The 25,145-nt window shown below is 65.9% G+C and carries 21 protein-coding genes and 3 tRNA genes; 8 read left to right on the top strand and 16 right to left on the bottom strand.

What is annotated here, in order from left to right:
* Nucleotides 1-28: 28 nt before the first annotated feature.
* From FHW97_RS11335 to FHW97_RS11300, 8 genes are all read right to left on the bottom strand, one after another.
* Nucleotides 29-104 (bottom strand) — tRNA-Lys (locus FHW97_RS11335).
* A 43-nt stretch (nt 105-147) separates the two neighbouring features.
* Nucleotides 148-223: transfer RNA gene (locus FHW97_RS11330), tRNA-Lys, on the bottom strand.
* A 46-nt stretch (nt 224-269) separates the two neighbouring features.
* Nucleotides 270-345 (bottom strand) — tRNA-Lys (locus FHW97_RS11325).
* An 82-nt stretch (nt 346-427) separates the two neighbouring features.
* Nucleotides 428-1,543 (bottom strand): rod shape-determining protein RodA, encoded by a 1,116-nt coding sequence (gene rodA / locus FHW97_RS11320; RefSeq protein ID WP_054131221.1) that lies wholly within the window; start codon nt 1,541-1,543, stop codon nt 428-430.
* A gap of 5 nt (nt 1,544-1,548) precedes the next feature.
* Nucleotides 1,549-3,633 (bottom strand): penicillin-binding protein 2, encoded by a 2,085-nt coding sequence (mrdA, locus tag FHW97_RS11315; RefSeq protein WP_171799027.1) that lies wholly within the window; start codon nt 3,631-3,633, stop codon nt 1,549-1,551.
* A gap of 1 nt (nt 3,634) precedes the next feature.
* Complete coding sequence (locus FHW97_RS11310; RefSeq protein ID WP_028657394.1) at nt 3,635-4,189, bottom strand: rod shape-determining protein MreD; 555 nt, start codon at nt 4,187-4,189, stop codon at nt 3,635-3,637.
* Nucleotides 4,190-4,200: 11 nt separating this feature from the next.
* Complete coding sequence (mreC, locus tag FHW97_RS11305; protein WP_169048047.1) at nt 4,201-5,112, bottom strand: rod shape-determining protein MreC; 912 nt, start codon at nt 5,110-5,112, stop codon at nt 4,201-4,203.
* A gap of 108 nt (nt 5,113-5,220) precedes the next feature.
* The gene (locus FHW97_RS11300; RefSeq protein WP_022674563.1) at nt 5,221-6,267 is read right to left on the bottom strand and encodes a rod shape-determining protein; all 1,047 of its coding nucleotides are present in this window, start codon (nt 6,265-6,267) and stop codon (nt 5,221-5,223) included.
* Between the two features lie 192 nt (nt 6,268-6,459).
* On the opposite strand from FHW97_RS11300, the gene mutL reads away from it, so the two are divergent.
* The 3 genes from mutL to FHW97_RS11285 all read left to right on the top strand — a co-directional run bounded on the left by mutL (nt 6,460) and on the right by FHW97_RS11285 (nt 9,550).
* Nucleotides 6,460-8,292: a DNA mismatch repair endonuclease MutL gene (mutL, locus tag FHW97_RS11295; protein ID WP_171799026.1), complete on the top strand. Its 1,833-nt coding sequence runs from the start codon at nt 6,460-6,462 to the stop codon at nt 8,290-8,292.
* A 188-nt stretch (nt 8,293-8,480) separates the two neighbouring features.
* Nucleotides 8,481-8,975: a hypothetical protein gene (locus FHW97_RS11290; RefSeq protein WP_022674661.1), complete on the top strand. Its 495-nt coding sequence runs from the start codon at nt 8,481-8,483 to the stop codon at nt 8,973-8,975.
* Between the two features lie 122 nt (nt 8,976-9,097).
* On the top strand, nt 9,098-9,550 hold the full coding sequence (locus tag FHW97_RS11285; protein WP_183533803.1) for a hypothetical protein: 453 nt from the start codon (nt 9,098-9,100) through the stop codon (nt 9,548-9,550).
* 76 nt (nt 9,551-9,626) lie between these two features.
* Here the strand turns inward: FHW97_RS11285 and FHW97_RS11280 are convergent, their stop codons facing one another.
* Together FHW97_RS11280 and ychF are read right to left on the bottom strand one after the other, a co-directional pair.
* Nucleotides 9,627-10,085: a MaoC family dehydratase gene (locus FHW97_RS11280; RefSeq protein ID WP_171799025.1), complete on the bottom strand. Its 459-nt coding sequence runs from the start codon at nt 10,083-10,085 to the stop codon at nt 9,627-9,629.
* Nucleotides 10,086-10,139: 54 nt separating this feature from the next.
* A complete protein-coding gene (gene ychF / locus FHW97_RS11275) occupies nt 10,140-11,240 on the bottom strand; it encodes a redox-regulated ATPase YchF (RefSeq protein ID WP_022674658.1) in 1,101 nt (366 codons plus the stop codon).
* Nucleotides 11,241-11,410: 170 nt separating this feature from the next.
* Here ychF and FHW97_RS11270 point away from each other — a divergent pair, with 170 nt between their 5' ends.
* Entirely contained in the window at nt 11,411-12,991 is a 1,581-nt protein-coding gene (locus FHW97_RS11270) for a tetratricopeptide repeat protein (RefSeq protein ID WP_171799024.1), read from the top strand.
* Between the two features lie 162 nt (nt 12,992-13,153).
* Here the strand turns inward: FHW97_RS11270 and FHW97_RS11265 are convergent, their stop codons facing one another.
* From FHW97_RS11265 to FHW97_RS11245, 5 genes are all read right to left on the bottom strand, one after another.
* Nucleotides 13,154-13,549 (bottom strand): PEP-CTERM sorting domain-containing protein, encoded by a 396-nt coding sequence (locus FHW97_RS11265; protein ID WP_084390722.1) that lies wholly within the window; start codon nt 13,547-13,549, stop codon nt 13,154-13,156.
* 237 nt (nt 13,550-13,786) lie between these two features.
* Entirely contained in the window at nt 13,787-14,356 is a 570-nt protein-coding gene (pth, locus tag FHW97_RS11260) for an aminoacyl-tRNA hydrolase (protein WP_054130943.1), read from the bottom strand.
* A 156-nt stretch (nt 14,357-14,512) separates the two neighbouring features.
* Nucleotides 14,513-15,127, bottom strand: a complete 615-nt coding sequence (locus tag FHW97_RS11255) for a 50S ribosomal protein L25/general stress protein Ctc (RefSeq protein WP_022678193.1) — start codon at nt 15,125-15,127, stop codon at nt 14,513-14,515.
* Between the two features lie 121 nt (nt 15,128-15,248).
* Nucleotides 15,249-16,142 (bottom strand): TraB/GumN family protein, encoded by an 894-nt coding sequence (locus tag FHW97_RS11250; protein ID WP_171799023.1) that lies wholly within the window; start codon nt 16,140-16,142, stop codon nt 15,249-15,251.
* Complete coding sequence (locus FHW97_RS11245; RefSeq protein ID WP_062782294.1) at nt 16,139-17,065, bottom strand: TraB/GumN family protein; 927 nt, start codon at nt 17,063-17,065, stop codon at nt 16,139-16,141. The genes FHW97_RS11250 and FHW97_RS11245 overlap by 4 nt, the downstream gene beginning before the upstream one ends.
* A 99-nt stretch (nt 17,066-17,164) precedes the next feature.
* Here FHW97_RS11245 and FHW97_RS11240 point away from each other — a divergent pair, with 99 nt between their 5' ends.
* The 3 genes from FHW97_RS11240 (at nt 17,165) to ppdK (ending at nt 23,254) form a co-directional block, all read left to right on the top strand.
* The gene (locus tag FHW97_RS11240; protein WP_107715741.1) at nt 17,165-18,070 is read left to right on the top strand and encodes a glycine--tRNA ligase subunit alpha; all 906 of its coding nucleotides are present in this window, start codon (nt 17,165-17,167) and stop codon (nt 18,068-18,070) included.
* Between the two features lie 133 nt (nt 18,071-18,203).
* On the top strand, nt 18,204-20,522 hold the full coding sequence (gene glyS / locus FHW97_RS11235) for a glycine--tRNA ligase subunit beta (protein ID WP_171799022.1): 2,319 nt from the start codon (nt 18,204-18,206) through the stop codon (nt 20,520-20,522).
* 65 nt (nt 20,523-20,587) lie between these two features.
* The gene (ppdK, locus tag FHW97_RS11230; RefSeq protein ID WP_171799021.1) at nt 20,588-23,254 is read left to right on the top strand and encodes a pyruvate, phosphate dikinase; all 2,667 of its coding nucleotides are present in this window, start codon (nt 20,588-20,590) and stop codon (nt 23,252-23,254) included.
* 54 nt (nt 23,255-23,308) lie between these two features.
* Here the strand turns inward: ppdK and FHW97_RS11225 are convergent, their stop codons facing one another.
* A complete protein-coding gene (locus FHW97_RS11225) occupies nt 23,309-24,118 on the bottom strand; it encodes a methyltransferase domain-containing protein (RefSeq protein ID WP_171799020.1) in 810 nt (269 codons plus the stop codon).
* Between the two features lie 67 nt (nt 24,119-24,185).
* On the opposite strand from FHW97_RS11225, the gene FHW97_RS11220 reads away from it, so the two are divergent.
* Nucleotides 24,186-24,932: a ComF family protein gene (locus FHW97_RS11220; RefSeq protein WP_171799216.1), complete on the top strand. Its 747-nt coding sequence runs from the start codon at nt 24,186-24,188 to the stop codon at nt 24,930-24,932.
* Nucleotides 24,933-25,145: the final 213 nt, after the last annotated feature.

Raw genomic sequence — 25,145 nt, 5'->3', positions numbered from 1 at the left:
CGCTGGTGCGTCTGCTGCCAGGTAACGGTGGTGGACGCACTAGGGCTCGAACCTAGGACCCGCTGATTAAGAGTCAGCTGCTCTACCAACTGAGCTATGCGTCCATGCCGGTTGTGGCAGGCCGGTGTATGGCACCGGAAGAAGAGATGGTGGACGCACTAGGGCTCGAACCTAGGACCCGCTGATTAAGAGTCAGCTGCTCTACCAACTGAGCTATGCGTCCACACCTGCTGTTCGGGCAGGCCGGTGTTGGTGCACCGGAAGTAGGATGGTGGACGCACTAGGGCTCGAACCTAGGACCCGCTGATTAAGAGTCAGCTGCTCTACCAACTGAGCTATGCGTCCGGGTTCCCGAGCGACCGTCGCCGCCCGGGAGCGGCCCCAATAGCGATTTCTCCGCCCCTGCCAAGCCCCAATTTCAACTTTTTTAGGAAAGACCTGTGGAACTCCGCCGGCTCCACCGATCGACCGCCATGATCGTGCCGATGCAGATCATGTTGGTCATCATCGACGAGCCGCCGTGGCTCAGGAACGGCAAGGGAATGCCCACCACGGGCGCCAGGCCCATGACCATCATCATGTTGATGCAGGCATAGAAAAAGATCGTCGCGGTCATCCCCGCGGCCAGCAGGCGGGAAAACCGGTCAGGCGCGTTCATCGCCACTTTCAGGCCCCAGCGCATGATGAGACCGAACACCAGCAGCACGAACAGGCCGCCCAGCATGCCCCATTCTTCGGCCATGGTGGCAAAGACGAAGTCGGTGTGGGCTTCGGGCAGGTAATCGAGATGGCTTTGCGAGCCATTGCCGAAACCCTTGCCGAAAAATCCGCCCGAACCGATCGCGATCTTGGACTGCGTGATGTGATAGCCCGACCCCAGCGGATCGCTTTCCGGGTCCATGAACACCAGCACGCGCTTGCGCTGGTAATCGTGCAGGGCAAAGAAGAACGCCAGCGGCGCGATGACCGCCCCCGCGCCACCTGCACCCAGGAACCAGCGCAGCGGCAGGCCGGCCAGGAACATCACCACCACCCCGCCAAAGCAGATGGCAAGCGCGGTGCCCAGATCAGGCTGGAGCATGACGAAAGCGGCTGGAAAGCCAAGCAGGCCCATGGCCGGCGCCACGGCGCGCCAGCTGCGCGTTTCGCCCGTCGGCAGCACGCTGTAGAACCAGGCGAGCACCAGCACGATGCCCGGCTTCATCAGTTCCGAGGGTTGCAGCGTCATGAACCCGAGATTGAGCCAGCGCTGGCTGCCCCCGCCGATGCCGCCGATCAGTTCCACCAGCACCAGCAGCACGCAAAGCAGGCCATAGAGGGGCAGGGCGGCCCGCCGGAACCAATCCTGCGGCACGCGCGCCAGCACCATGGCCATGGTCAGGAACACGAAGAAGCGGGCGACGTGCATCAGCGCCCAGGGCTGGAAATGCCCGCCGGCCGCCGAATAGAGCACGGCCCCGCCAAAGCACACCAGCATCAGCAGCGGCAGCAGCACGCCCCAGGGCTGGCGGGAAAGACCGGTGGGAACATAGGCGCGGCGCATGGCGATCACTGCCCCCCGTTGGGCGCGGCACCGCCCGCCTGGGTGCCGCCAGAGGCCGGGCTCGGCGTCGGCTGCGGCTGGGGCGCATCGGGTTCGGGTGCCGGGGGCGCTGCATCGGTTTGCGGAGCGGCCGGCGGCGGAGGCGGCTTGTTTTCGTCTTCCACCACCTGGCTCGCCTGCGCCTCGTCGGGCGCACGCGGGGCACTGGCGCCATATTGCGCGGCAAAGGTGTTGTAGCGGGCGGCCATGCGCTGCTGCACGTTGCCGCCCCAGCCCTTTTCCAGTTCCTCCAGCGCGGCCATCGCCTTGGCCGGATCGAACAGGTAGGTCATCACGTCACGTGCGATCGGATAGGCGCTGGGCGAGCCGCCGCCATGCTCGATCGCCACGGCGCAGGCATAGCGCGGCTTGTCGAACGGCGCGAAGCAGATGAAGTGGCCATGGTCGCGCCGCTTCCATTCCACGTTCTTGCCATTGCCGTGTTGCAGGCCGACGACCTGCGCCGTGCCGGTCTTGCCGGCCATCAGCACGCCATCGATCGGGATGCGCGCCTTGCCCGCCGTGCCGCGCCCGTTGACCACTTCGTTCATCGCCGCATGAATGAGATCAAGGTGTTCCTGGGCAAAGCCCATCGAGGGCGGGGGCGCGGCATGCTTGTCGAGCATCAGGCGCGGGGTGAGTTGCAGGCCCGAGGCGATGCGCGACACCATCGTTGCCTGCTGCAGCGGGTTCACCAGCATATAGCCTTGACCGATAGTGGCATTCACCGTGTCATAGATCGCCCATTCCTTGTGGTACTTGCGCAGCTTCCACGCGGGATCGGGCACCGTGCCATAGGATTGGCCGGGATAGGGCATGGGAAATTCCTGGCCCAGCCCCAGGCGCCGCGCCATGGCGGCGATCTTGTCCATGCCGATCTGCTGGGCGAAGTGATAGAAATAGACGTCGCACGACTGATAGATGCCCTTGAGCATATCCGTCTGGCCGTGGCCGTGGTGGTTCCAGCAGTGGAACACGCGGTTGCCCACGCGCAGCCCCCCGGCGCAGTTGACCGAGGCCTTGGGATCGAGCCCGGCCTCGAGGAACGAGAGCGCGACCAGCGGCTTGACCGTCGAGCCGGGGGGATAGAGCCCGCGCAGCACCTTGTTGCGCAAGGGCACGTGGTCGTCTTCCGACAGCATTTTCCATTCGATGCGGCCGATGCCGTCGGAAAAGCTGTTGGGATCGTAGCACGGCATCGACACCATCGCGAGGACGTCACCGGTGGCGCAGTCCATCACCACGACCGAGCCGGATTCCAGGCCAATGCGCCGCGCGGCATAGTCCTGCAGCCCGCCCAGGATGGTCAGCTGGATCGGCTGGCCGGGCACGTCTTCGCGCGTGCCCAGGTCGCGCACCACGCGGCCAGTTGCCGTGGCCTCTACCCGGCGCGCGCCAGGCACCCCGCGCAGGCGGGTTTCGAAATGCTTTTCAAGACCATCCTTGCCGATCTTGAAACCCGGTGTGATGAGCAGCGGATTGTGTTCGCGCTCGTAATCCTCGGCCGAGGCGGGACCGACGTAGCCGACCAGGTGCCCCACCGAAGGCCCGGTGGGATAATAGCGCGAATAGCCGCGCTGCGGGATCACGCCGGGCATCTCGGGCAGGCGCACGCTGACGGCGGCAAACTTGTCCCAGTCCAGCTTGGCGGCCACTTCCACCGGCTGGAATCCGCGCACCTTGTCGAGCTTGTCCTTGATGTCGCTGACCTTGTCCGCCGTCAGTCCGAGCAGGCCCGACAGCTTGGACAGGGTATCGTCGGGATTGACCAGACGATCGGGGATCACGTCGACGCGGAAATCGGCACGGTTGGAGGCCAGCGCGGCGCCATTGCGATCGAGCACCCAGCCGCGCCGCGGCGGGATCAGCGACAGGTTGACGCGGTTGCTTTCCGACGCCGCCTTGTACTTGTCGTTCTCGAAGATCGCGAGATAGGCCAGGCGCGTGGCCAGCAGCACGCCGACGCTGGCCTGGGCCATGCCCAGCACGAACGTGCGGCGTTCAAAGCGGTTGGTCAGGATTGCCGAAGTCAACGGCAGCTTCTGCTTCACGTCACAGCCTTTTGAGCGGGAGCAGGCGAATGCGATCGAGCAGCGCGACAATGCGCGTGACCACGGGATGAAGCAGCACGGTCAGCAGCACCTGCGGACCGACCGTGACGGGCAGGGGATAGCTGGTGACCAGACCGGCAAAGGCCGCCGTGAGCACGACATAGGCGCTCAGCAGCGTGGCAGCGGTCAACCAATCCTGGATAAAGCCGCGCCACAGGAACTTTTCATCGATCACGTCCATCGCCAGCATGGTGAGGGACCACAGCACGATGCCGCTGCCAAACGGCTGCCCGCTGTAAAGATCGTCGAACAGGCCCAGCGGCAGCCCGGCCCAGATCGGCAGCAGCGTGGGCCGCAACAGACGCCAGCCCAGCAGGGTCATGAAGCCGAGCGGTGGCAGCACCGGCGCCGAGGCGACCACCGGCGAGAACGTCACCATCGATGCCAGCATGATCGACAGCCACGGCAAGCCCTTGGCCAGAAACGGCAATGGCCCGCGATTGAGGCGTCGCCGCACAAGGTCTTCGGGCCGTGCGGGCAGAAAGGGGAGCGGCATCGCGGGAGGCCTTACGGGGTGTTATCGTCGGCCGGCGGCGGGGGCGCGGCCTTTTGCGCGGCCACCAGCGCGGCCTGGGCATTGGCCTGCCAGGCGGGCAGCACCACCACGAAATCAGCATCGGCCGGATCGCTGGCCAGGTGGCCCGTGGCGCCATCGCGGTGCGGCTGGGTGGCGACGGCCACCGGGATGCCCGGCGGATAGAGCCCGCCCGAACCCGACGTGACAAAGACATCGCCCACGTGCAGCGTGGCAACGCCGGTGTTGATCAGGCGGATTTCGATCTTGCCGTTGGCGCCGCCCTGGACGAACGCGGTCAACCCATCGGACGCACGGCGCACCGGCACCACGTTATCAGGATCAGTCACCAGCAGCACGCGCGCGGTATCCGGCCCTGTTTCCACCACGCGGCCGATCAGGCCACCGGCGGCGCGCACCGGCTGGCCGGTCTGCACGCCCTGGTGGGTGCCCACGGACAGCACGGCAAAGCGCCGGGTGGAGGTGGCAGTAGAACCGATCAGGCGCGCGCCGGTCACCGGCTTGAACGCGGGGTCGACAATCCCGAGCAGCGCCTTGAGCCGGGCATTTTCCTGTTGCAGCGCATGCATCGTCACTGCATCGGCCCGCGCAGCCTGCACTTCGCGGGTGAGCGCGGCGTTCTGGCGGCCGGCATTGAAATAGGCGCCGATCGCCGCGAACACACCCTGGCTGGCGCTGCGCGTTTCCGCGCCCGCCTGGCCCAGGGGGCGCGCCACTTCGCTCGCGGTGGTGCGGGCAAAGGCAAAGGCTTCCGGGTTGAACATCGATACGCCAAGCACAACGAGACCCGCCACGACGCCCAGAATGGCGATCACGTAGCCAGTAAAGATCCCGTATTGCGCCCTGCGCGAAAAGCCCGGGCGCCGGTCAGGCGACCGCGCCATGATATTCTACCCCTGATACTCTACACTATGCCAAAGCCAGAGACGCGATGAAGGCCGGCTGAACCGTCCTGGCACCGCGTGCGTCCCTGGCTCCAAATCCGGCATTCCTCAGGCGGTCATCAGCACGCCGCGATAGATCGGATCTTCCATGGCGCGGCCGGTGCCGAGCGCCACGCACGAGAGTGGATCTTCCGCCACGCTCACCGGCAGGCCGGTTTCCTCGCGCAGGTGCTCGTCCAGCCCGCGGATCAGCGCGCCACCACCGGTCAGCACGATGCCCTGGTCGACGATATCGGCAGCCAGTTCGGGTGCGGTATTCTCCAGCGCGATGCGCACGCCTTCGACGATGGCGCCGATCGGTTCAGACAGCGCCTCGGCCACGTTGGCCTGGGTGATGGTGATTTCCTTGGGCACGCCATTGACCAGGTCGCGGCCCTTGATGTGGATCGTTTCACCAATGCCATCGGCCGGCATCGTCGCGATGCCATAGTCCTTCTTGATCCGCTCGGCCGTGGCTTCTCCAATGAGAAGATTGTGGTGCCGGCGGACATAGCTGACGATGGCCTCGTCCATCTTGTCCCCGCCGACACGCACCGAGGTGGTGTAAGCCAGGCCGCGCAGCGAGAGCACGGCCACTTCGGTGGTGCCACCGCCGATGTCGACCACCATCGAGCCGACCGGCTCGGTGACGGGCATGTCGGCACCGATCGCGGCGGCCATCGGTTCGAGGATCAGATAGACTTGGCTGGCGCCGGCATTGCTGGCCGCGTCGCGGATCGCGCGGCGTTCCACCGAGGTGGAGCCTGAGGGCACGCAGATCACGATTTCCGGGTAGCGCAGCAGGCTCTTGCTGCCGTTCACCTTGCGGATGAAATGCTTGATCATTTCTTCCGCCACTTCGATGTCGGCAATCACGCCGTCGCGCAGCGGGCGGATCGCCTCGATGCTGTCGGGCGTCTTGCCCATCATCATCTTGGCGTCATCGCCCACGGCCTTGACCTTCTTGATGCCGTTCAGCGTTTCGATGGCAACGACCGAGGGTTCGTTGAGAACAATGCCGCGATCCTGGACATAGACGAGGGTATTCGCCGTGCCGAGGTCGATCGCAATGTTCTGGGAACCGAACTTGAAGAATCGGGAAAACATCGATGCCATCAGAAAATCCGTGTGATTCGCGCGCGGTACCAACCGCAATGGGTGGCCTATGCGCAAAAGTGAGCGCCCGGGGAAGGCGGCTCATTAGCGCAAGCGGGGGGGAAAACCCAATATTTTGTGCACTGCCGGCATGGGATAAGTCATGCTGCCCGTCTCGAAAAAGGGCACGTTCGTCGCTACCTTGCCAGGATCATGACCACCACACCCCGCGTCATCCGCCGCCTGCCCGACACGCTGATCAACCGCATCGCGGCTGGCGAGGTGGTGGAGCGCCCCGCCAGTGCGCTCAAGGAACTCGTCGAAAACGCCATCGATGCCGGCGCGGGGCAGATTTCGGTGCGTCTGGCCGAAGGTGGCCTCGGCCTGATCGAAGTGACCGACGATGGCTGTGGCATGCGCGCGGACGAGATCGCCCTGGCATTGGAACGCCACGCCACCTCGAAACTGCCCGACGAGGCGATCGAGCTGGTCGCAACACTGGGCTTTCGCGGAGAGGCGCTGCCTTCGATCGCCTCGGTCGCGCGCGTCACCATCGAAAGCCGCAGCCGCGCCGATGGCGAGGCGTGGAAACGCACCATCGACCATGGCACGCTGGTGAACGAAGGCCCCGCCGCGCTGCCGCCCGGCACGCGGGTGCGGGTGGAAGACCTGTTTGGCAAGATCCCGGCGCGGCGCAAGTTCCTGCGCAGCCCGCGTTCGGAATGGGCCTCCAGCCTCGATGTCGTGCGGCGCCTGGCCATGGCCAGGCCCGATATCGGTTTTACGCTGGAGCATGACGGGCGCCGCGCGCTGCATGTCCAGCCTGGTGACACCCTGGCCGCGCGCGTGGCGCAACTGGTGGCACGCGAACTGGCCGACAATGCCGTGGCCGTCGATCTGCTGCGTGGCGACTATCACCTGATGGGCGTGGCGGGCCTGCCGACCTACAACCGTGGCGTGGCCGATCACCAGTACCTGTTCGTCAACGGCCGGCCGGTGAAAGATCGGCTGCTGCTCGGCGCGGTGCGCGGCGCCTATGCCGATATGCTGGCGCGTGATCGCCATGCCGTGCTGGCGCTGTTCCTTGATGTGCCGGCCGCAGAGGTGGACGTGAACGTCCATCCTGCCAAGACCGAAGTGCGCTTCCGCGACAGTGCGCTGGTGCGCGGGCTGATCGTCACCGGCCTGCGCCAGGCGCTCTCCACCGGCGATCGCCGCTCTGCCCAGGCGCCCGATGCCGGCGCGATGCGTTCTTGGCAGGCCGAACCGGTTGCGCCGGCGCCACTCTTCACCCCGCCACCCGCGCCAGAACCGGCGCGCCAGGGCAGCATCTTCACGCCGTCCTATCAGCCCGCCCGCGTGAGCGAGGCGGGGCAGGCGTGGCGCGGCTATGAGGCCGGCGTGATGGCGCCGCCCGTGGCCCGCGCCGAAACGGCGGCCGAGCCGGTGCCCGAGGCGGTGGAGCATCCGCTCGGCGTGGCGCGGGGCCAGGTGGCCAAGACCTATATCGTGGCTGAGGCAAGCGATGGTCTGGTCATCGTCGACCAGCACGCCGCGCACGAACGCCTCGTCCTCGAACGCCTCCGCGCCGCCGGCGCAGGCGAGGGCACGGCTCCCGCCCAGGCCCTCTTGCTGCCCGAAGTGGTCGACCTCGATGAACCATCGTGCGACCGCCTTGAAGAAGCCGCCCCGCGCCTTGCCGATTTCGGCCTCGCGCTCGAACGCTTTGGCCCGGCGGCCATGCTGGTGCGCAGCGTGCCGGCAGCATTGGCTAAGGGCGATGTCCAGGCCCTGGTGCGCGACGTGGCTGATGACCTCGCCAAGCACGGTGACGCACTATTGCTGGGCGAGCGGCTCGACCTGGTGCTGGCAACGATGGCCTGTCACGGCTCGGTGCGCGCCGGCCGCGTGCTGTCGGTGCCGGAAATGAACGCCCTGCTGCGCGAAATGGAAGTGACCCCACGCTCTGGCCAATGCAATCATGGCCGGCCGACTTGGGTGAAGCTGGCCCACGGCGATATCGAGAAGCTGTTCGGGCGGAAATAGCGCCCCCTCCGTCGGGCCTGCGGCCCGCCACCTCCCCCGGTGGGGGAGGATTTGTTCAGGGAGAAGATCCTCCCCCACCGGGGGAGGGGAAACGCGCGCGCAGCGCGTGGTGGAGGGGGGCGAGGAACCGTTTGGTCGCCAGCTGTTCCACGATTATCCAGATCAAAGACCTTTACGGGAGAGACCCCATGCATCGTGCCGCTATTGCCCTGCCTCTGGTTTTGCTCGCCGCGTGTCACAAGGCCCCGCAGCAAAGCGACGATGCGGCGATTGCCCAGGTTGAGGCGGCGCAGAAGGAGCGGGCACCGGCGCAGGAGATCAGCCCGCAGGTCATCGACTTTTTCGACATCACCAAAGGCAAGCTGACCGGATCGGGATGCAACTTCGTGCCTGACAATGGTGGCATGGGGGCGGTGCTGCTGGCGCAGGAAGATCGCGGCCTCATCAAGATCAAGGATCAGATCGTGGTATTGGCCGCCGACAAGGGCAGTGCCAAGCTGCCGCAGCACGGCTGGTCGCACTATACCGGGCGCGAGTGGGCGCTGACGCTGACGCGGATCGATGATGGCAAGGCCAAGACGATGGGCGTGATCGACAGCTTTGACGGGCAACTGGTGATTTCCGACGCCGATAGCCGCCCGGTTTATACCGCCAAGGGCAATGTGCAGTGCAAGCCGATGTAGGTTTGCGCACCATATCTTGCAAAAGCACCAATCTGGCGCGTTTCGGTCCATTTCGGCGTGACTCTTTGCCCTCTCATGCGTCTTGCATCGCGCGGGGGCGCCAAAGACTAAGGGAAACGCCTATGAACAAGGGTCGTCACATCGTGTTGCTTTCCGCACTTCTGCCAATGGCGCTGGCAGGGTGTGCAACCACCGGATCGGTTAAGCGGGCCCAGGCTGCGGCCGATCAGGCACAGGCGCGCGCTGATGAAGGCGTAATGACGGCGCAGCGGGCGCAGGGTTCGGCCGATTCCGCGGCACAGGCTGCGGCGCAGGCGCAGGGCTCGGCCAACAACGCGATGACTGCCGCACAGAGCGCCGGTTCGGCCGCCCAGGCCGCCTCGATGGCGGCGCAATCGGCCGGTAGCCGGGCTGACAGCCTGGAAACGCGCCTGCGCTCGCTCGAGCGTTGGAAGTGGGCCAAGACCCACCCCAAGAAGGCCAAGAAGCATCACGCACGTCATCACCAGGCCAAGCACCATGCTGGCCTGCGTCGTCCGGTCACGGCCGATCAGACCTCTGCCCAGAAGATGTGATCACGCACATCTGATGCAAGGAAACGGGCGCGTGTGGCCAATGCCACGCGCGCCCTTTTTCATGGACCCTGCCTGTTCAGTCGATGCCGTTGGGGTCGCGCGTGCTCACCATGGCGTTGCTCACCATGGTCAGTACGATCACGCCATCCTGGTTGAGCACGCGGGTTTCGGCGCGGAACAGGCCCATTTCCGGGCGCGATTGGCTGCGCCGCTTGCTCAGGATCGTGGTTTCCACGCGCAGCGTGTCGCCGGGATAGACCGGGTGGCGCCAGCGCAGTTCGTCAATGCCGGGTGAACCAAGGCCCTGGTGGCCGGCGCGGTCCTGCTCTTCCACGATCATCGCCATGGTCATGGCACAGGTGTGCCAGCCACTGGCGGAAAGCCGCCCGAAGTGCGTGGCGGCGGCCGCCTCGTCAGACAGGTGGAACGGTTGCGGGTCATACTTGCCCGCAAATTCCACCACTTCCTCTCGCGTGACGTGGCGTTGCCCGAACCGGGCAACGGCGCCCACTTCCAGATCTTCATAGTGTCGCATGGGGGGCAGGGTGAACCTGCTTTCCCCATGCGTCAACCATCCGATCGAACAGGTTCAGACGTTGAACTTGAAGTGCATCACATCGCCGTCCTTGACGATGTATTCCTTGCCTTCCTGGCGCAGCTTGCCGGCATCGCGCGCGCCCGCCTCGCCGCCCAGCGAGACGAAATCGTCAAAGGCGATGGTTTCGGCGCGGATGAAGCCGCGCTGCATGTCGGAGTGGATTTCGCCGGCAGCCTCGGGGGCCTTGGCGCCCTGATGGACGGTCCAGGCGCGGGCTTCCTTGGGGCCGACGGTGAAGAAGGTCAGCAGGTGCAGCAGGTCATACCCGGCGCGGATCACGCGGTTGAGACCGGTTTCATGCAGGCCCAGTTCGGCCAGGAACGCCAGGCGTTCCTCGCTGTCCATGCCGATCAGGTCGGCTTCGATCGCGGCAGAGACCACCACGGCTTCGGCGCCTTCGGCCTTGGCCTTTTCAAACACGCGGGCGGAGTGGGCATTGCCGGTGGCGGCGCTTTCTTCTTCCACGTTGCAGACATAGAGCACCGGCTTGGCGGTGAGCAGCTGCGCCTGCTTGAACAGGCGCTCTTCCTCGTCATCCTTGGGCTGGGTGAGGCGGGCCGGCTTGCCCTCGCGCAGCAATTCCAGCGCCTGGCCCAGCACCGAGGCCATGGCCTTGGCTTCCTTGTCGCCGCTGGTCGCCTTCTTGGCGGCGGCGGGCACGCGCTTTTCCAGGCTTTCCAGGTCCGACAGCATCAGCTCGGTTTCCACCGTATCGGCGTCCGACAGCGGATCGACGCGGTTGTCGACATGCTGGATATCGTCGTTTTCAAAGCAGCGCAGCACATGGATGATCGCATCCACTTCGCGGATATTGCCCAGAAACTGGTTGCCGAGGCCTTCACCCTTGGATGCACCGCGCACCAGGCCGGCGATGTCGACAAAGCCAAGCTGGGTGGGGATGATCTTCTGGCTGCCGGCGATCTTGGCCAGGGTATCGAGCCGGGCGTCGGGCACGCCGACATTGCCCACGTTGGGTTCGATCGTGCAGAACGGATAGTTGGCGGCCTGGGCCGCCTGCGTTTCGGTCAGCGCGTTGAACAGCGTCGACTTGCCGACATTGGGAAGGCCGACGATCCCGCAACGAAAACCCATCTTCGTGTCCTTGGCTATGGCCCCAAGCCGATGCGGGGCCGCATATTGCCGGCCGCGATGGTGGCTTGTAGGCCCAAGGTCAAGGGGGCAGCGCCCTGTGGCAAGGGGTTTTGCGTGGCCGGTCGGCAATCTTCACCGAAGTTTCAGGCCTTGCTGGCATGGCAACCGGCATGAGGCGCGCCAACCTGCCATCGTTTTTGCCCTTCCATGCCCGTCCCGGTCTGCCGCGCGGCGCGCTGATCACCCCTGCATTGGCGCTGGCCCTGGTGCTGGCCGGCTGTGGCGACAATCCCGCCGCCCATGCCGCCAAGGCCCGCAGCGCCTTTGCCGCGCAGGATTTCGTGACCGCACGCATGGAAGCACTGAGCGCGCTCGACTCGGGCAAGCTGCCCGCCGCCGACACGCAGGCGCTGCTGCGGCTGCTCGCCCGTGCGCAGTTGCAGATGGGCGATGGCGATGGCGCGCAGGCAACGCTGACGCGGCTGGAAGATGCCGGCGGTGGCGGGCCGGCGGTCAACCGCATGAAGGCCGAAGCAGCCCTGCTGCGCGGCCTGCCGCGCCAGGCGCTGTCGCTGCTGGGCCAGGATGGCGATGCCAATGCCTGGCGCCTGCGGGCCGCAGCGCACCAGGCGCTGGGCGACAATGCCCAGGCGCTTTCTGCATTTCGCCAGGGCATGGCCGCCGGCGATAATGTGCAACTCGCGCGCGACTATGCCCGCTTCCTGATCACGGCCGAAGATTTTGCCGGGGCCGACCAGGTCCTGGCCGTGATGCAGCGGCTCGATCCCAAGGGCCTCGATACCGCGATGGTCGAAGGGGCGCTGCGGATCAGGCAAGGCCAGCTAGACGCGGCCGGCGCTGCTTATGACCGCGCAATCGCCGCCTATCCCCGCCGGATCGAGCCGCTGATCGAGCGGGCCAACCTGGCTGACATGCAAAGCCAGCTCGACCGCGCGATCGGCCTGATTGGCAAGGCCGCGCGCCTCGCGCCGGGCGATTCACGCGTGCTCGATCTGCAGGTGCAGTTCGCCAGCGAAAAGGGCGACTGGGAAAAGGTGCGGCAATTGCTGGCGCCGCACGAGGTCGATCTCGATCCACGCACCCCCAATGGGCTGACCTATGCCGAGGCGTTGCTGCGTCTGGGCCATCCCGAGCAGGCCCGCGTGATCTTTGCCCGCGCGCTGCTGCTCTCGCCGCAAAATCCCTATTCGCGCATGATGCTGGCCGAAGCGCAGCTGGCCACCGGCGATCCGGCCACGGCGTTGCGCACCGTCAAGCCCTTGTCGGATTCGCTGCTGGCCGGGCAGCGCGAGCTGGATCTGGCCCTGCGCGCGGCGCGGGCAGCGGGTGATCCCTCGGCCGATGCGCTGGCGGCGCGGCTCCGCTCCGGCCAGTGGCAGCAGGACCAGCGCCTGGCTGCCGATGGGCAGGCGGCGCTGGGCCGGCGCGATTGGGCCGCAGCGATTACCGCCTATACCACGCTGCTGGGCAATGGCAGCGATCCCGAAGTGCTCAAGCGGCTGGCGGTGGCCTGCACCAACGCTGGCCGCCACCAGGACGCGATCGCCTATGCCGACCGCGCCTTGGCCCAGGCGCCGCGCGATCCCGACATGCTGCACATCGCTGGCCTCGTGCGGCTCAACGCCGGGCAGGACATGGCCGCCGCCCAACGCCTGATGCAGAGCGCAGTCGATGCCGATCCGGCCAACCGCCTGTTCCGCGCCGATCTCGCTCGCGCCCAGGCACGTTGAGGCCATAGACCTCTTCCGAACGCAAAAATGCCGCCCAAGCCAGGCTTGGACGGCATTTTTGGAGAAACATCGCGTGGCGGCGGGATTTGGGCCAGCCGGGCGGCATGCGCAAGGCGTGCCGGCCCGTCCCTGTGCTGGTGCCCCCAGGCCCGCGTGCCGCGATCAGCGGCGGCGGCGACGCACGAACGCCAGGCCAGCCAGGCCAGCGCCCATCAGGCCCAGCATGCCCGGTTCCGGCACGTCGGTGCCACCGGTCGACGACGAGGTAGTGCTGCCGCCCGAGGTCGACGAGGTGGTCGAGCCGCCGGTCGAGGTCGAAGTGGTGCTGCCACCCGAAGTCGACGACGTGGTCGAACCGCCCGAGGTGGACGAGGTGGTCGAAGACGTGGTGCTGCCACCCGAGGTCGAGGTCGAAGTCGACGAGGTGCTGCCGCACATCGCGGCGCCGGCCGAGTGGCCGCAGTTGCAATAGTGGGTGTGGAAGAAGGTGGCGTGGGCCGGGGCAGCAGCGATGGTGGTGGTCAGCGCGGCGGCGAGGATGGCAATCGAACGCTTCATGGTCAGTCCCCTGTCAAACTTGAAGTTTCAAACTGGAAGGCAGACGTTCGAACCATTAGATCCGAATGCACTGTCTTGGTTGACAGAGGTAAAAGCAAAAGCGGTGCCAATTGCAGAAATCAGCGCTTTTTGGTGGTTAACGCCGTTTCACGGGTGTGTCGGTTGTAAGCGATTCCGACGGTTTTTCCGGAAATTCGCGTTAACCTTTTCAGGACATTTCAATCTTGCTGGCGCGTTTCAATCCTGCTGGCGCCGGGCCACATCGCTCATGAAGCGAGTATCGTCGCCTTGGGCCAGCCGATCGGCTTCTGCTGCCACGGCGCCCAGCATGGTGACCAGGTCATCGTGCTCCGCCTTGGCAAAGGGGCCCAGCACATAACCGGTCACGCGGTCCTTGTGGCCGGGGTGGCCGATGCCCAGGCGCACGCGGCGGAATTCCGCGCCACAGTGCTGGTCGATCGAGCGCAGGCCATTGTGCCCAGCATGGCCGCCGCCCTGTTTCACTTTCACCTTGAACGGCGCCAGGTCCAGTTCGTCATGAAACACGGTGAGGGCATCGGTGGCGAGCTTGTAGAAGCGCAGTGCCTCGCCCACGGCGCGGCCGCTTTCGTTCATGAACGTGGCGGGCTTGAGCAGGATGATCTTCTGCGCGCCGATGCGGCCTTCCTGCACCCAGCCCTGGAACTTCTTCTGCACCGGGCCAAAGCCGTGGACATCGGCAATCGTGTCGAGCGCCATGAAGCCCACGTTGTGGCGGTGCAGGGCGTATTGCGGGCCGGGATTTCCCAGGCCAACCCAGACTTGCATGGCAGACGCTCCGGTTGTGGTTGGAGTTTGCAGGGTGTTTTGCGGTGAGGGCGCGCGTGCCTATTGCATGGGCGCGGCGCAAAAAAGAACCCCTCCCGGTTGGGGAGGGGTTCCTTGAACCGATGCGACAGCCCGAAAGCTGCCGTGCCGGAAAGATCAGCCTTCGCTGGCTTCGCCAGCAGCAGCTTCTTCTTCCTCGGTCAGAACGGTCGGCGTGGCGATCGTAGCGATGGTGAAATCGCGGTCGGTGATCGCCGAGCGGGCGCCGGCCGGCAGCTTCACGGCGCTGATGTGCACCGAATCGCCGATTTCCAGGCCCGAGAGATCGACGATGATGTCATCGGGGATCTTGTTGGCTTCGCACACCAGTTCCAGTTCGTGGCGCACAACGTTGAGCACGCCGCCCTGCTTGATGCCGGGGGCCTTTTCTTCGTTCTGGAACACCACGGGCACGTTCACGTGCACTTCGGCATTCGCGCTCACGCGCAGGAAGTCTGCGTGCTGCGGACGGTCGCTCACGGCGTGGAAAGCCACGTCCTTGGGCAGAGTGCGGACCTTCTTGCCGCCGATGGTCAGTTCGACGATCGAGTTGAAGAAGTGGCCGGTGCCCAAGGCACGTGCCAGTTCCTTTTCTTCGAGGTGGATGGCAACCGGTTCCTGGTTGCCGCCATAAACCACGGCAGGAGTGCGGCCTTCGCGGCGCAGGGCACGGGAGGCTCCCTTGCCTGCCCGTTCGCGCAGCTCAGCCGACAGGGTCAGCGTCTCGCTCATGTGAAATACCTTCCGAAATAAATCTGTTGCATGTTCCTTCCGCCACGCCTCCAGGGATGACCATGACGGGGAAGCGGCGGCCCTTAGCGGATCGGGCCGAAAAAGCAAGGGGCGTGCGCGATCACTCCACCCGGCGCACCAGCCAGCCCTTGGCCTGGAGCAGCGCGGGCAGGCCATCGCTGCCGGCCACGTGCGCCGCGCCCACGGCGATGAAGGGGGCGGCGCCATCCTTGAGTATGGCATCGATCTGACTGGCCCAGGCCGCGTTGCGCGCGGTAAGCAGCGCCTGGTGCAGCGTGGGATCAGACAGAAAGCCCTTCTGGCTTTCGCGGGCAATGCCCAGGTCATCGCCGCGCAGCCACAGGCGCACCATGTCGGCATCGTCATCGCGGTTATCGGCCGCTTCCACGGCGACCTGTTCCAACAGGGTCTGCTGCGCGCGATCGGGCAGGGCATCGAATATGCCAAACTGCCCGTCCAGCGTTTCCAGGCCCGCTACCGGCTTGCCCCCGATCAGCTTGCGCAGTTGCGGCTCCACCCCGCTGGCTGGGTCCATGCCTTCCTTCTGCCCACCGATCGCAGCGATCTGTAGGGCGACCGCCCAGGATTCCTCGTTCTGGAACTGTGCGTCGGTCAGGTTGAGGTCTTTGTAAACCTTTGCCAGGGCATCGCGATACTTCATCGCCACGCGCGCCGAGGGCGGCGGCAGGCCAGGGGTATAGGCGAGGCGCGCCAGGGCCACGCCGGCAACATTGCCATCGAGCGGCTGGGCGATTTCCAGCACCAGGCGATCGGCATTGGCCAGCGCGTGGTCGATCGCCGGGCGGCGCCATTGCACGCCAGCGGGCAAGGCATGCACCGTGCCGAATATCCAGCCGCGCGTGCCGCTGGTATCGGCGATTTCCCACAGCGCCACCTTGGCCGGCAGCGGCGGTGGTGCTGCCTTGTGACACGCCGCAGCGAGCAGGGCCAGGGCGGCGACGAGGAACGGTTTCCAGCGCATGGTCATGGTCATTGCACCCGCGTCACAGTGATGCCGTCGCGCGCCAGGTCTTCCTGCACACTGCCCTTGCCGGCCAGGTGCCCGGCACCCACGGCCATGAACACGGTGCCCGGCGTTTTCAGCCGCTGTTCGATCCACTTGGCCCAGGTGGCGTTGCGGCGGATCAGCAGCGCGTCGATCAGGCGGGGATCGTCCTGCATGTCGGCGGTCATCAGCTTGCCCAGTTCCTCGGCGTTGCCCTGGCGCCAGGCCGCAACGATGCCGGCGATCTGTTCGCCGATCGTGTCGTACTGGGCGACCACGCTATCGAGCCAGGCGATCTGTGCATCCTGGGGCAGGCTGTCGATCAGGCCAAGCTGGAACGCCACGGTTTCCAGACCCGCTTGCCGTTGCGGGTGGGCCGCCTGCAGTGCGGCTTCCACGCCGTGCGAAGGCTGATAGCCGCGCTGGACCAGCGGCAGCATCGACAGCGCGGTGGCCGCCATCCACGGCTTGTAGCCATCCAGCTGCGTGGCCGGCATGCCGGATGCGGTGAGTGTGGCCGCCAGCCGCGCCGCGCGCTGCGGCCCCAGCAGGGCCGTCAGGGTCTGCCCCTTGGGCAGCAGGCCTGGCGCGGTGTCAATCGCCCCATGCATGTCGGCCTGCGTCACCTCGGTCACCAGCGTGTCCGATCCGTTCAGCGCCTTGGCGACGGGGCCGACCAGCCACGGCGCGCCGCCCTTGGGCAGCATGTGGATCGTGCCGAACAGCCAGATCGTGGTATCAGCGTCAGCCACTTTCCACAGCGCCGGGCGCGAGGGCGCGGCATCGGCCTGCTCCGCTTGCGGCGCAGGCAGCGGGATGGTCTGCGCATCGGCAGAAAAAGGGGCCTGCAGCAGCGCCATGGCGGCACAGGCGGCGATGCGGGCGGGGATCTGGGCAAGGAAGCGGCGCATGCCTTGTCCCATGCACAGGGCAGCGCGCAATGGGAAGTCCCCATGTTGCGCCTGCTGGCGGTTGATTTGCGCTGCGCCATCGGCCATGGGCGGCACACCATGGCCGATACTGCACCAAAGCCGCTCAGCCTGCAGGACATGATCCTGCGCCTCCATGCCTATTGGAGCGACAAGGGCTGCCTTGTCCTGCAACCCTATGACATGCGCGTGGGCGCGGGCACGTTTCACCCGGCCACCACGCTGCGCTCGCTGGGACCAGAGCCGTGGAACGCGGCCTATGTCCAGCCCAGCCGCCGGCCAACCGACGGCCGCTATGGCGAAAATCCCAACCGGCTTCAGCATTATTACCAGTATCAGGTGATCATGAAGCCGAGCCCGGCCGACATGCAGGATCTCTATCTCGACAGCCTGCGCGCCATTGGCGTCGATCCGCTGCAGCACGATATCCGCTTTGTCGAGGATGATTGGGAAAGCCCGACGCTGGGCGCCTGGGGCCTGGGCTGGGAAGTGTGGTGCGACGGGATGGAAGTGACCCAGTTCACCTATTTCCAGCAGATGGGCGGGTTTGATTGCAAGCCGGTGGCCGGCGAGCTGACCTATGGCCTGGAACGCCTGGCGATGTACATCCAAGGCGTCGATAACGTCTATGACCTGGCCTACAACAGTCACGGCGTGACCTATGGGCAGGTGTTCCTGGAAAACGAACGCCAGATGTCGAAGTGGAACTTCGAGATCGCCAACACCGACGCGCTGTTCGACCTGTTCAACAAGGCGGTGGCTGAATGCCGCAACTGCCTCGATGCCAAGCTGCCGATCCCGGCCTATGAACAGGCGATCGAGGCCAGCCACGTGTTCAACCTGTTGCAGGCGCGCGGCGTGATCTCGGTGCAAGAACGCGCCAGCTACATGGGCAAGGTGCGCGACCTCGCGCGCGGTTCGTGCGAAGCCTATATGGACAAGTACAAGGACGAATGGGCGCAGAAATTCCCGGGGTGGAGCGCATGAGCCGGTTTGTTGCGCCGGGGGCTTCGACAAGCTCAGCCCGAACGGACTTCCGGATCAGTTCTCACACCCCGTTCGCCCTGAGCCTGTCGAAGGGCGCTGACACCACCTTGACCACACCCAAGCGAGACGCCGCATGACCGCCGATTTCCTGCTCGAACTGCGCAGCGAAGAAATCCCCGCGCGGATGCAGGCCGGCGCGCGCGCCGATCTGGAAAAGCTGTTCGTCAAGGAACTGACCGCCGCCGGACTGACGCCGGGCGCGATCACCGTGTGGTCCACGCCGCGCCGGCTGGCGCTGATCGCGCGCGATCTGCCGCTGGGCACGCAAGCTGTCAGTGAGGAAGTGAAGGGGCCACGCGCCTCGGCCCCGCCGCAGGCATTGGAAGGCTTCCTGCGCAAGACCGGGTTGACCCGCGAGCAACTGACCGAGCGCGATGGCGTGCTGTTCGCCATCACCGAAAAGCCCGGCCGCGCGACCAAGGATGTGCTGGCCCAGGCCATCCCGGCGATCGTCCGCGCGTTTCCCTGGCCCAAGTCGCAGCGCTGGGGCGCCGCCTCGTTCAGCCCGGAATCCTTGCGCTGGGTGCGCCCGCTCTCGGGCATCATCGCGATTCTGGGCGACGAGGCGATCGACCTCGAAGTGGGTGGTATCCGCTCTGGCACGGTCACGCGTGGGCACCGTTTCCACCACAGCGGTGACATCACCATCACGGGCGCGGCCGACTATGCCGCCCGCTTGCGCGACGCTTACGTGATCGTCGACCACGCCGAGCGAGAAGCGCTGGTGCGCGATGGCGCGCGCGCCGCAGCGCAGGCCGCCGGCCTCGTGCTGGTGGACGATGAAGGGCTGGTGGTGGAAAACGCCGGCCTCACCGAATGGCCCCAGCCGCTGCTCGGCCGCTTTGACGAGGCTTTCCTCGACGTGCCGCCCGAAGTGATCCAGCTGACCGCGCGGGTGAACCAGAAGTACTTCATCTGCCGCGATGCCGCGGGCAAGCTGGCCAATGCCTTTGTCTGCACCGCCAATATCGCCGCCACCGATGGTGGAGCAGCGATCGTCGCGGGCAACCGCAAGGTGCTCGCCGCGCGCCTGTCCGACGCCCGCTTTTTCTGGGAGCAGGACAAGAAGGTGCCGCTCGCCCGCCAAGCTAAAAAGCTGGCGCGCATCACGTTCCACGAAAAGCTCGGCTCCGTGGCCGACAAGGTGGCCCGCGTGGCCGACCTGGCCGAATGGCTCGCCCGCGAAGGCGTGGTGCCCGGCGCCGATCCGGCCCTGGCGCGCCAGGCGGCGCAGCTGTGCAAGGCCGATCTCGTCACCGACATGGTTGGCGAGTTCCCCGAACTGCAGGGCCTGATGGGCGGCTATTACGCTCGCGCCGAAGGCCTGGGTGATGCCGTGGCCGACGCGATCCGCGATCACTACAAGCCGGTGGGGCAGGGTGACGATGTACCCACCGCGCCGGTTTCGGTGTGCGTCGCGCTGGCGGATAAGCTCGATACGCTTGTTGGATTTTTTGCCGTGAACGAAAAGCCAACGGGTTCTAAAGATCCGTTTGCTCTGCGTCGTGCGGCGTTGGCTATCATTCGGCTACTGCTCAAGAATAACTGCCGTGTAGATTTAAGTGATCCATTGGTGATTACTGCGGCGCGTAACTTCTCGCGTATTTCAATTATTGAACGGCAACACCGAATTGACGCGCGAGTAAATTTAGAATTGGTGCTTAACGAAGGAATTAGCGAAAAGAAGATTGATGAGATTTTCGATATAGAATTTGATGAAGAGAAATTTTCCGAAGAAGCTGATAATATATTTGATTATAAAGCAAAAAAAATTCTGGACGATTTGATGGTATTCTTCGCGGAGCGCCTCAAGGTGCAACAGCGTGAAGCTGGTGTGCGCCATGATCTGATCGATGCAGTCTTTGCGCTCGGCGGGGAAAACGATGTTGTGCGCCTGCTGGCGCGCGTGTCGGCGCTTCAGGCGTTCGTCGGCACCGAAGACGGCGTCAACCTGCTGGCGGGCTACAAGCGCGCGGCCAATATCCTCAAGAAGGAAGCGGCAGCAACCGCTGGCGCGCAAGGCGAGGGCGTGGTGCCGCCCACTGGCGAGGAAGACCCTCTGGTCTTGGTCGATGATCCCCTGTTCAAGGATGTCGCGGCCGAATTTGCCCATGGCGAAGCGGCGCTGTCCTACACCCCCGAACCGGCCGAAGCGGCGCTGATGGCGGCGCTCGCCCAGGCCGAGCCGCAGGTGGACGAAGCTGTGGCGCAAGAGGCGTTCACCACCGCCATGGCCGCGCTGGCCTCGCTCCGCGCGCCGATCGATGCGTTTTTCGATGACGTTACGGTCAATGACGCAGATGCGGAAAAGCGTGCCCATCGCTTGGCCCTGCTTGACCAATTCCGTGCTGCGGTGCACAAAGTAGCGGACTTCTCGCGGATCGAGGGCTAACCGCCCTCGGTCCATTTCCTGGACCTCGCAATGACTGACCTTTGCTCAAGGAACGGACTGTAATCATGAGTGCATACGTATTCCATTTCGGCGGTGGTGCGCGTAACGACGATCCTCGGGCCAAGGACAAGACCATTACCGGGGGCAAGGGCGCCAACCTGGCCGAGATGGCGGGCATCGGCCTGCCGGTGCCGCCGGGCTTCACCATCAGCACCGAAGTGTGCACGCAATACAATTCGGCCGGCAAGCAGTTTGACGCCGACATCAAGGCGGGCGTGGCCGCCGGGCTCTCGCACATCGAAGCGGCGACCGGCCGCGTATTCGGCGATGCGGCCAATCCGCTGCTGGTCTCGGTGCGCTCGGGCGCGCGGGTGTCGATGCCGGGCATGATGGATACCGTGCTCAACCTCGGCCTCAACGACGTGACGGTTGAGGGACTTTCGGCCGATTCCGGCGACGCCCGCTTTGCCTGGGACAGCTATCGCCGTTTCATCCAGATGTACTCCGACGTGGTGCTCGGTGTGGACCATCACCGCTTTGAAGATGCGCTGGAAATCGCCAAGGAAGACAACGGCTATTACGCCGATGTGGAAATGAGCGCGGACAACTGGCGCAAGCTGGTGGGCGAATACAAGGCGATCGTTGAAGAGGAACTGGGCCGCCCGTTCCCGCAGGACGTGCACGAGCAGCTGTGGGGCGCGATCGGCGCGGTGTTCGATAGCTGGGAAAGCGAACGCGCCAAGGTCTATCGCAAGCTCAACGACATTCCGGCCGAATGGGGTACGGCGGTCAACGTCCAGGCCATGGTGTTCGGCAACATGGGCGATACCTCGGCCACGGGCGTTGCCTTCACCCGCGATCCGGCGACCGGCGAAAAGGCCTATTACGGCGAATGGCTGGTCAACGCCCAGGGCGAAGACGTGGTGGCCGGCATCCGCACCCCGCAATACCTGACCTTGGCCGCGCGCGAGCGGGCCGGGGCCAAGCCGCTGTCGATGGAAGAGGCCATGCCGCAGGCATATACCGAGCTGGCCAGCGTGTTCGAGCTGCTGGAAAAGCACTACAAGGACATGCAGGACATCGAGTTCACGGTTGAAAAGAACAAGCTGTGGATGCTGCAGACCCGTTCGGGCAAGCGCACCGCCAAGGCCGCGCTCAAGATGGCGGTGGACATGGTGGGCGAGGGCCTGATCGACGAGGCCACCGCAATCGCGCGCGTCGATCCGATGGCGCTTGATCAGCTGCTCCACCCCACGCTCGATCCCAAGGCGCCGCGCGATGTGCTGGCCAAGGGCCTGCCCGCCTCGCCGGGCGCGGCCAGCGGCGCGATCGTGTTCGACGCCGATACCGCCCAGGCGCGCGCCGAACGCGGCGACAGCGTGATCCTGGTGCGCGTGGAAACCAGCCCCGAAGACATTCACGGCATGCACGCGGCCAAGGGCATCCTCACCGCGCGCGGCGGGATGACCAGCCACGCCGCCGTGGTGGCACGCGGCATGGGCCGCCCCTGCGTCTCGGGCGCGTCGGGCCTGTCGATCGATATGGCCGCGCGCAAGGCGCGGATCGGCACCCGTGATCTGGCCGAAGGCGACGTGATCACGCTCGACGGTTCGACCGGCGAGATCATGGCCGGCGAAGTGGCGATGGTGGAACCCGAACTCGTCGGCGATTTCGCCACGCTGATGGTCTGGGCCGACAAGCACCGCCGCATGAAAGTGCGCACCAACGCGGAAACGCCGCTGGATTGCCAGGTGGCGCGCCAGTTCGGCGCCGAAGGCATTGGCCTGTGCCGCACCGAGCATATGTTCTTCGAAGCCGGGCGCATTTCCGCCGTCCGCCAGATGATCCTGGCCGAAGACGAAGCAGGCCGCCGCGCCGCGCTGGCCAAGCTGCTGCCCGAACAGCGCGCTGATTTCATCGCGATCTTCGAGGTGATGGCCGGCCTGCCCGTGACGATCCGCCTGCTCGATCCGCCGCTGCACGAATTCCTGCCGCACGGCGATGCTGAGTTCGAGGAACTGGCCGAAGTGACCGGCCTGGGTGTCGACCACCTCAAGCGCCGTGCCGGGGAACTGCATGAATTCAACCCGATGCTGGGCCATCGCGGCTGCCGCCTGGGGATCACATTCCCCGAAATCTATGAGATGCAGGCCCAGGCGATCTTCGAGGCGGCGGTGGAAGTGGCCACCAAGTCTGGCGAAGCAGTCGTGCCCGAGGTGATGATCCCGCTCGTCGCCACCAAGAAGGAACTGCAGATCCTGCGCGCGCTGGTCGATCGCGTGGCCGCACAGGTCTTTGCCGACAAGGGCAAGACGCTGGATTACCTGGTCGGCACGATGATCGAGCTGCCACGCGCCGCGCTGATGGCCGGGGAAATTGCCGAGGAAGGCACGTTCTTCTCGTTCGGCACCAACGACTTGACGCAGACCACCCTCGGCGTAAGCCGCGACGATGCCGCGCGCTTCCTCAACCCCTATGTCGACCAGGGCATCTATCCGCGCGACCCGTTCGTCAGCCTCGATATCGAGGGTGTGGGCCAGCTGGTGGAACTAGCGGCCGAGCGCGGCCGCAAGACCCGCCCCGATATCAAGCTGGGCATCTGCGGCGAACACGGCGGCGATCCCGCCTCGATCGCGTTCTGCGAAAAGGTTGGTTTGGATTACGTCTCGGCCAGCCCCTACCGCGTGCCGATCGCGCGCCTGGCCGCAGCGCAGGCGGCGTTGAAGGCGTAAGGATCAAAGCCCCTCCACCACCGCCGCGCAGGGGTGGTGGAGGGGGCGTTCCGCCTAAAACTTCGGCGCGCGCAGCGGCTTGGCCCAGCCGCTCAGCGTCAGGATCTCGAACGTCTCGGTAACCCGCCCTTCCGCATCAGCAGCGGCGGCAAAGGCCTCTTGCGCGCGCGCCAGGGCAGCCTTGCCGAGCGGCGCGCCGGGGCGGGCGAGGCAGTTGGACAGGCCCTGGTCGCGCAAGTCCTGCACCAGCCGGGTCAGGCTGCGATAGCGCACCGCCAGGCTGCGGCTGTCGATCACCGGATCGGCAAAGCCGGCGCGCTGCAGCAATTGCCCGCCAGCGCGCACATCCACCTGCGGGTGTACGCGCGGGGCGGGGCGATCCGCGTCAGCAGCCAGCATCACGCTGCGCAGCGCCGGCAGGCTGCCGGCGGCGGTAAAGCTCAGCATCGCCAGGCCATCGGGCGCCAGCGCGCGGCGCAGATGCACCAACGCGCCGGGCAGATCGTTCACCGTGTCGAGCGTACCCAGCACGGCAATGAAATCGAACCCCTCGGCAAAGGGTAGGGGGGCTTCCTGGTCCACCCCGGTTTCACCGGGCAGGGCAGCCGGATCAGCATGGGTCACGGCAACGCCCTGCGCGGCCAGCGCGGCGCCCAGAGTATGGTCCAGATCGCCGATAATCAGCGCGGTCTGCGGCGCGTGGCGCAGGAACGCGAGGCGATCGAGCATGTCCTCGATCATGTCATCGGCCAGGAAGCGCGCGGCATCTGGCCGCGTGGCCAGGCGGCGCATGCGCGCGCGCTGGGCCAGGCGGCGGTGGCGGGCAAAGATTTCGGGCGGGGCAGGGGGCGTGGTTTGGGCCATGCCGTGCTGCCTGCCCGCAAGCTGCGCGCTTGCCAAGCCTCTTGCGCTGGTGGAAGCATGGTCGGCGATGGTGCGCCCCGCGTTTCTTGCCCCGGTCGTTGACCTGCTGTTTCCGCCGCGCTGCCCGCTGTGCGGGGAAACCCTGGCCACGCATGGCGGGCTGTGCGCCGCGTGCTGGGCCAACCTGGAAATTCCCGGGGAGCCGAGCTGCCACTTGTGCCAGCGCCCCCTGGAAACCAGCCTGGCGCGTGACGAGACAGCGCTGTGCGCCCCCTGCATGGCGCAGCCGCCACGGCATGATGGGATTGCTGCCGCCACGCTCTATGGCGATGCCACACGCACCCTGGTGCTGCGATTCAAGCATGGCCGCAAGGTGGGCCTTGCCGGGCTGATGGCACGCCTGATGGTGGCGCGGCTGCCGCCACTCGACGGGGAATGGCTGATCGTGCCGGTGCCGCTGCACCGCTGGCGGCTGTGGCAGCGCGGCTATAATCAGTCAGCGTTGCTGGCAACGCAGATTGCGCGGGCGATCGGGCAGCGCCTGCTGGTCGATGCGCTGGTGCGGCGCAAGCGCACGCCTTCGCTCGGCGGTTTGGGTGCCAAGGCGCGCGCGCAGGCGCTGGCGGGCGCCATCGCGCCTCATCCGCGCCACGCCGCGTCTTTGCGCGGTGCGCAGGTACTGCTGGTCGATGATGTCCTAACCAGCGGCGCCACCAGCGATGCCTGCGTGCGGGCGCTGCGCCGCGCCGGCGCGGCCAAGGTCAAGATCGCCTGCTTTGCCCGCGTGCTGCGCGAGGCCGAGGGGCGGGGGTGAAAAAGGAGAGTTGATTCGCGGGCGACAGGCGCGATGCAAGCGGCATCAAACCGAAAACGCCCGGAACCTTGCGGCCCGGGCGTTTCGTGACGAAACCTTGTGATTGACGGGGCTCCCTCTCGGCCCTGACCGTAACCCCGTCGCTCAATATCTCCAGATGGCTGCGCCTTCCTAGTCAGAAGGTCGAACCAGCCCCCCGGTCCCTCGCGTGTC

Origin of the sequence: Novosphingobium sp. SG754, assembly GCF_013149315.1 — a bacterium.
Taxonomy (GTDB): domain Bacteria; phylum Pseudomonadota; class Alphaproteobacteria; order Sphingomonadales; family Sphingomonadaceae; genus Novosphingobium; species Novosphingobium capsulatum.
This window is presented reverse-complemented; position numbering and strand designations above follow the sequence as displayed.

Excerpts from the sequence above, each read along its gene's own strand:
- rodA (WP_054131221.1), bottom strand. The coding sequence starts at position 1,543 with ATGCGCCGCGCCTATGTTCCCACCGGTCTTTCCCGCCAGCCCTGGGGC.
- FHW97_RS11310 (WP_028657394.1), bottom strand. The coding sequence starts at position 4,189 with ATGCCGCTCCCCTTTCTGCCCGCACGGCCCGAAGACCTTGTGCGGCGA.
- mreC (WP_169048047.1), bottom strand. The coding sequence starts at position 5,112 with ATGGCGCGGTCGCCTGACCGGCGCCCGGGCTTTTCGCGCAGGGCGCAA.
- FHW97_RS11300 (WP_022674563.1), bottom strand. The coding sequence starts at position 6,267 with ATGGCATCGATGTTTTCCCGATTCTTCAAGTTCGGTTCCCAGAACATT.
- mutL (WP_171799026.1), top strand. The coding sequence starts at position 6,460 with ATGACCACCACACCCCGCGTCATCCGCCGCCTGCCCGACACGCTGATC.
- FHW97_RS11290 (WP_022674661.1), top strand. The coding sequence starts at position 8,481 with ATGCATCGTGCCGCTATTGCCCTGCCTCTGGTTTTGCTCGCCGCGTGT.
- FHW97_RS11285 (WP_183533803.1), top strand. The coding sequence starts at position 9,098 with ATGAACAAGGGTCGTCACATCGTGTTGCTTTCCGCACTTCTGCCAATG.
- FHW97_RS11280 (WP_171799025.1), bottom strand. The coding sequence starts at position 10,085 with ATGCGACACTATGAAGATCTGGAAGTGGGCGCCGTTGCCCGGTTCGGG.
- ychF (WP_022674658.1), bottom strand. The coding sequence starts at position 11,240 with ATGGGTTTTCGTTGCGGGATCGTCGGCCTTCCCAATGTCGGCAAGTCG.
- FHW97_RS11270 (WP_171799024.1), top strand. The coding sequence starts at position 11,411 with ATGAGGCGCGCCAACCTGCCATCGTTTTTGCCCTTCCATGCCCGTCCC.
- FHW97_RS11265 (WP_084390722.1), bottom strand. The coding sequence starts at position 13,549 with ATGAAGCGTTCGATTGCCATCCTCGCCGCCGCGCTGACCACCACCATC.
- pth (WP_054130943.1), bottom strand. The coding sequence starts at position 14,356 with ATGCAAGTCTGGGTTGGCCTGGGAAATCCCGGCCCGCAATACGCCCTG.
- FHW97_RS11255 (WP_022678193.1), bottom strand. The coding sequence starts at position 15,127 with ATGAGCGAGACGCTGACCCTGTCGGCTGAGCTGCGCGAACGGGCAGGC.
- FHW97_RS11250 (WP_171799023.1), bottom strand. The coding sequence starts at position 16,142 with ATGACCATGACCATGCGCTGGAAACCGTTCCTCGTCGCCGCCCTGGCC.
- FHW97_RS11245 (WP_062782294.1), bottom strand. The coding sequence starts at position 17,065 with ATGCGCCGCTTCCTTGCCCAGATCCCCGCCCGCATCGCCGCCTGTGCC.
- FHW97_RS11240 (WP_107715741.1), top strand. The coding sequence starts at position 17,165 with ATGGCCGATACTGCACCAAAGCCGCTCAGCCTGCAGGACATGATCCTG.
- glyS (WP_171799022.1), top strand. The coding sequence starts at position 18,204 with ATGACCGCCGATTTCCTGCTCGAACTGCGCAGCGAAGAAATCCCCGCG.
- ppdK (WP_171799021.1), top strand. The coding sequence starts at position 20,588 with ATGAGTGCATACGTATTCCATTTCGGCGGTGGTGCGCGTAACGACGAT.
- FHW97_RS11225 (WP_171799020.1), bottom strand. The coding sequence starts at position 24,118 with ATGGCCCAAACCACGCCCCCTGCCCCGCCCGAAATCTTTGCCCGCCAC.
- FHW97_RS11220 (WP_171799216.1), top strand. The coding sequence starts at position 24,186 with ATGGTGCGCCCCGCGTTTCTTGCCCCGGTCGTTGACCTGCTGTTTCCG.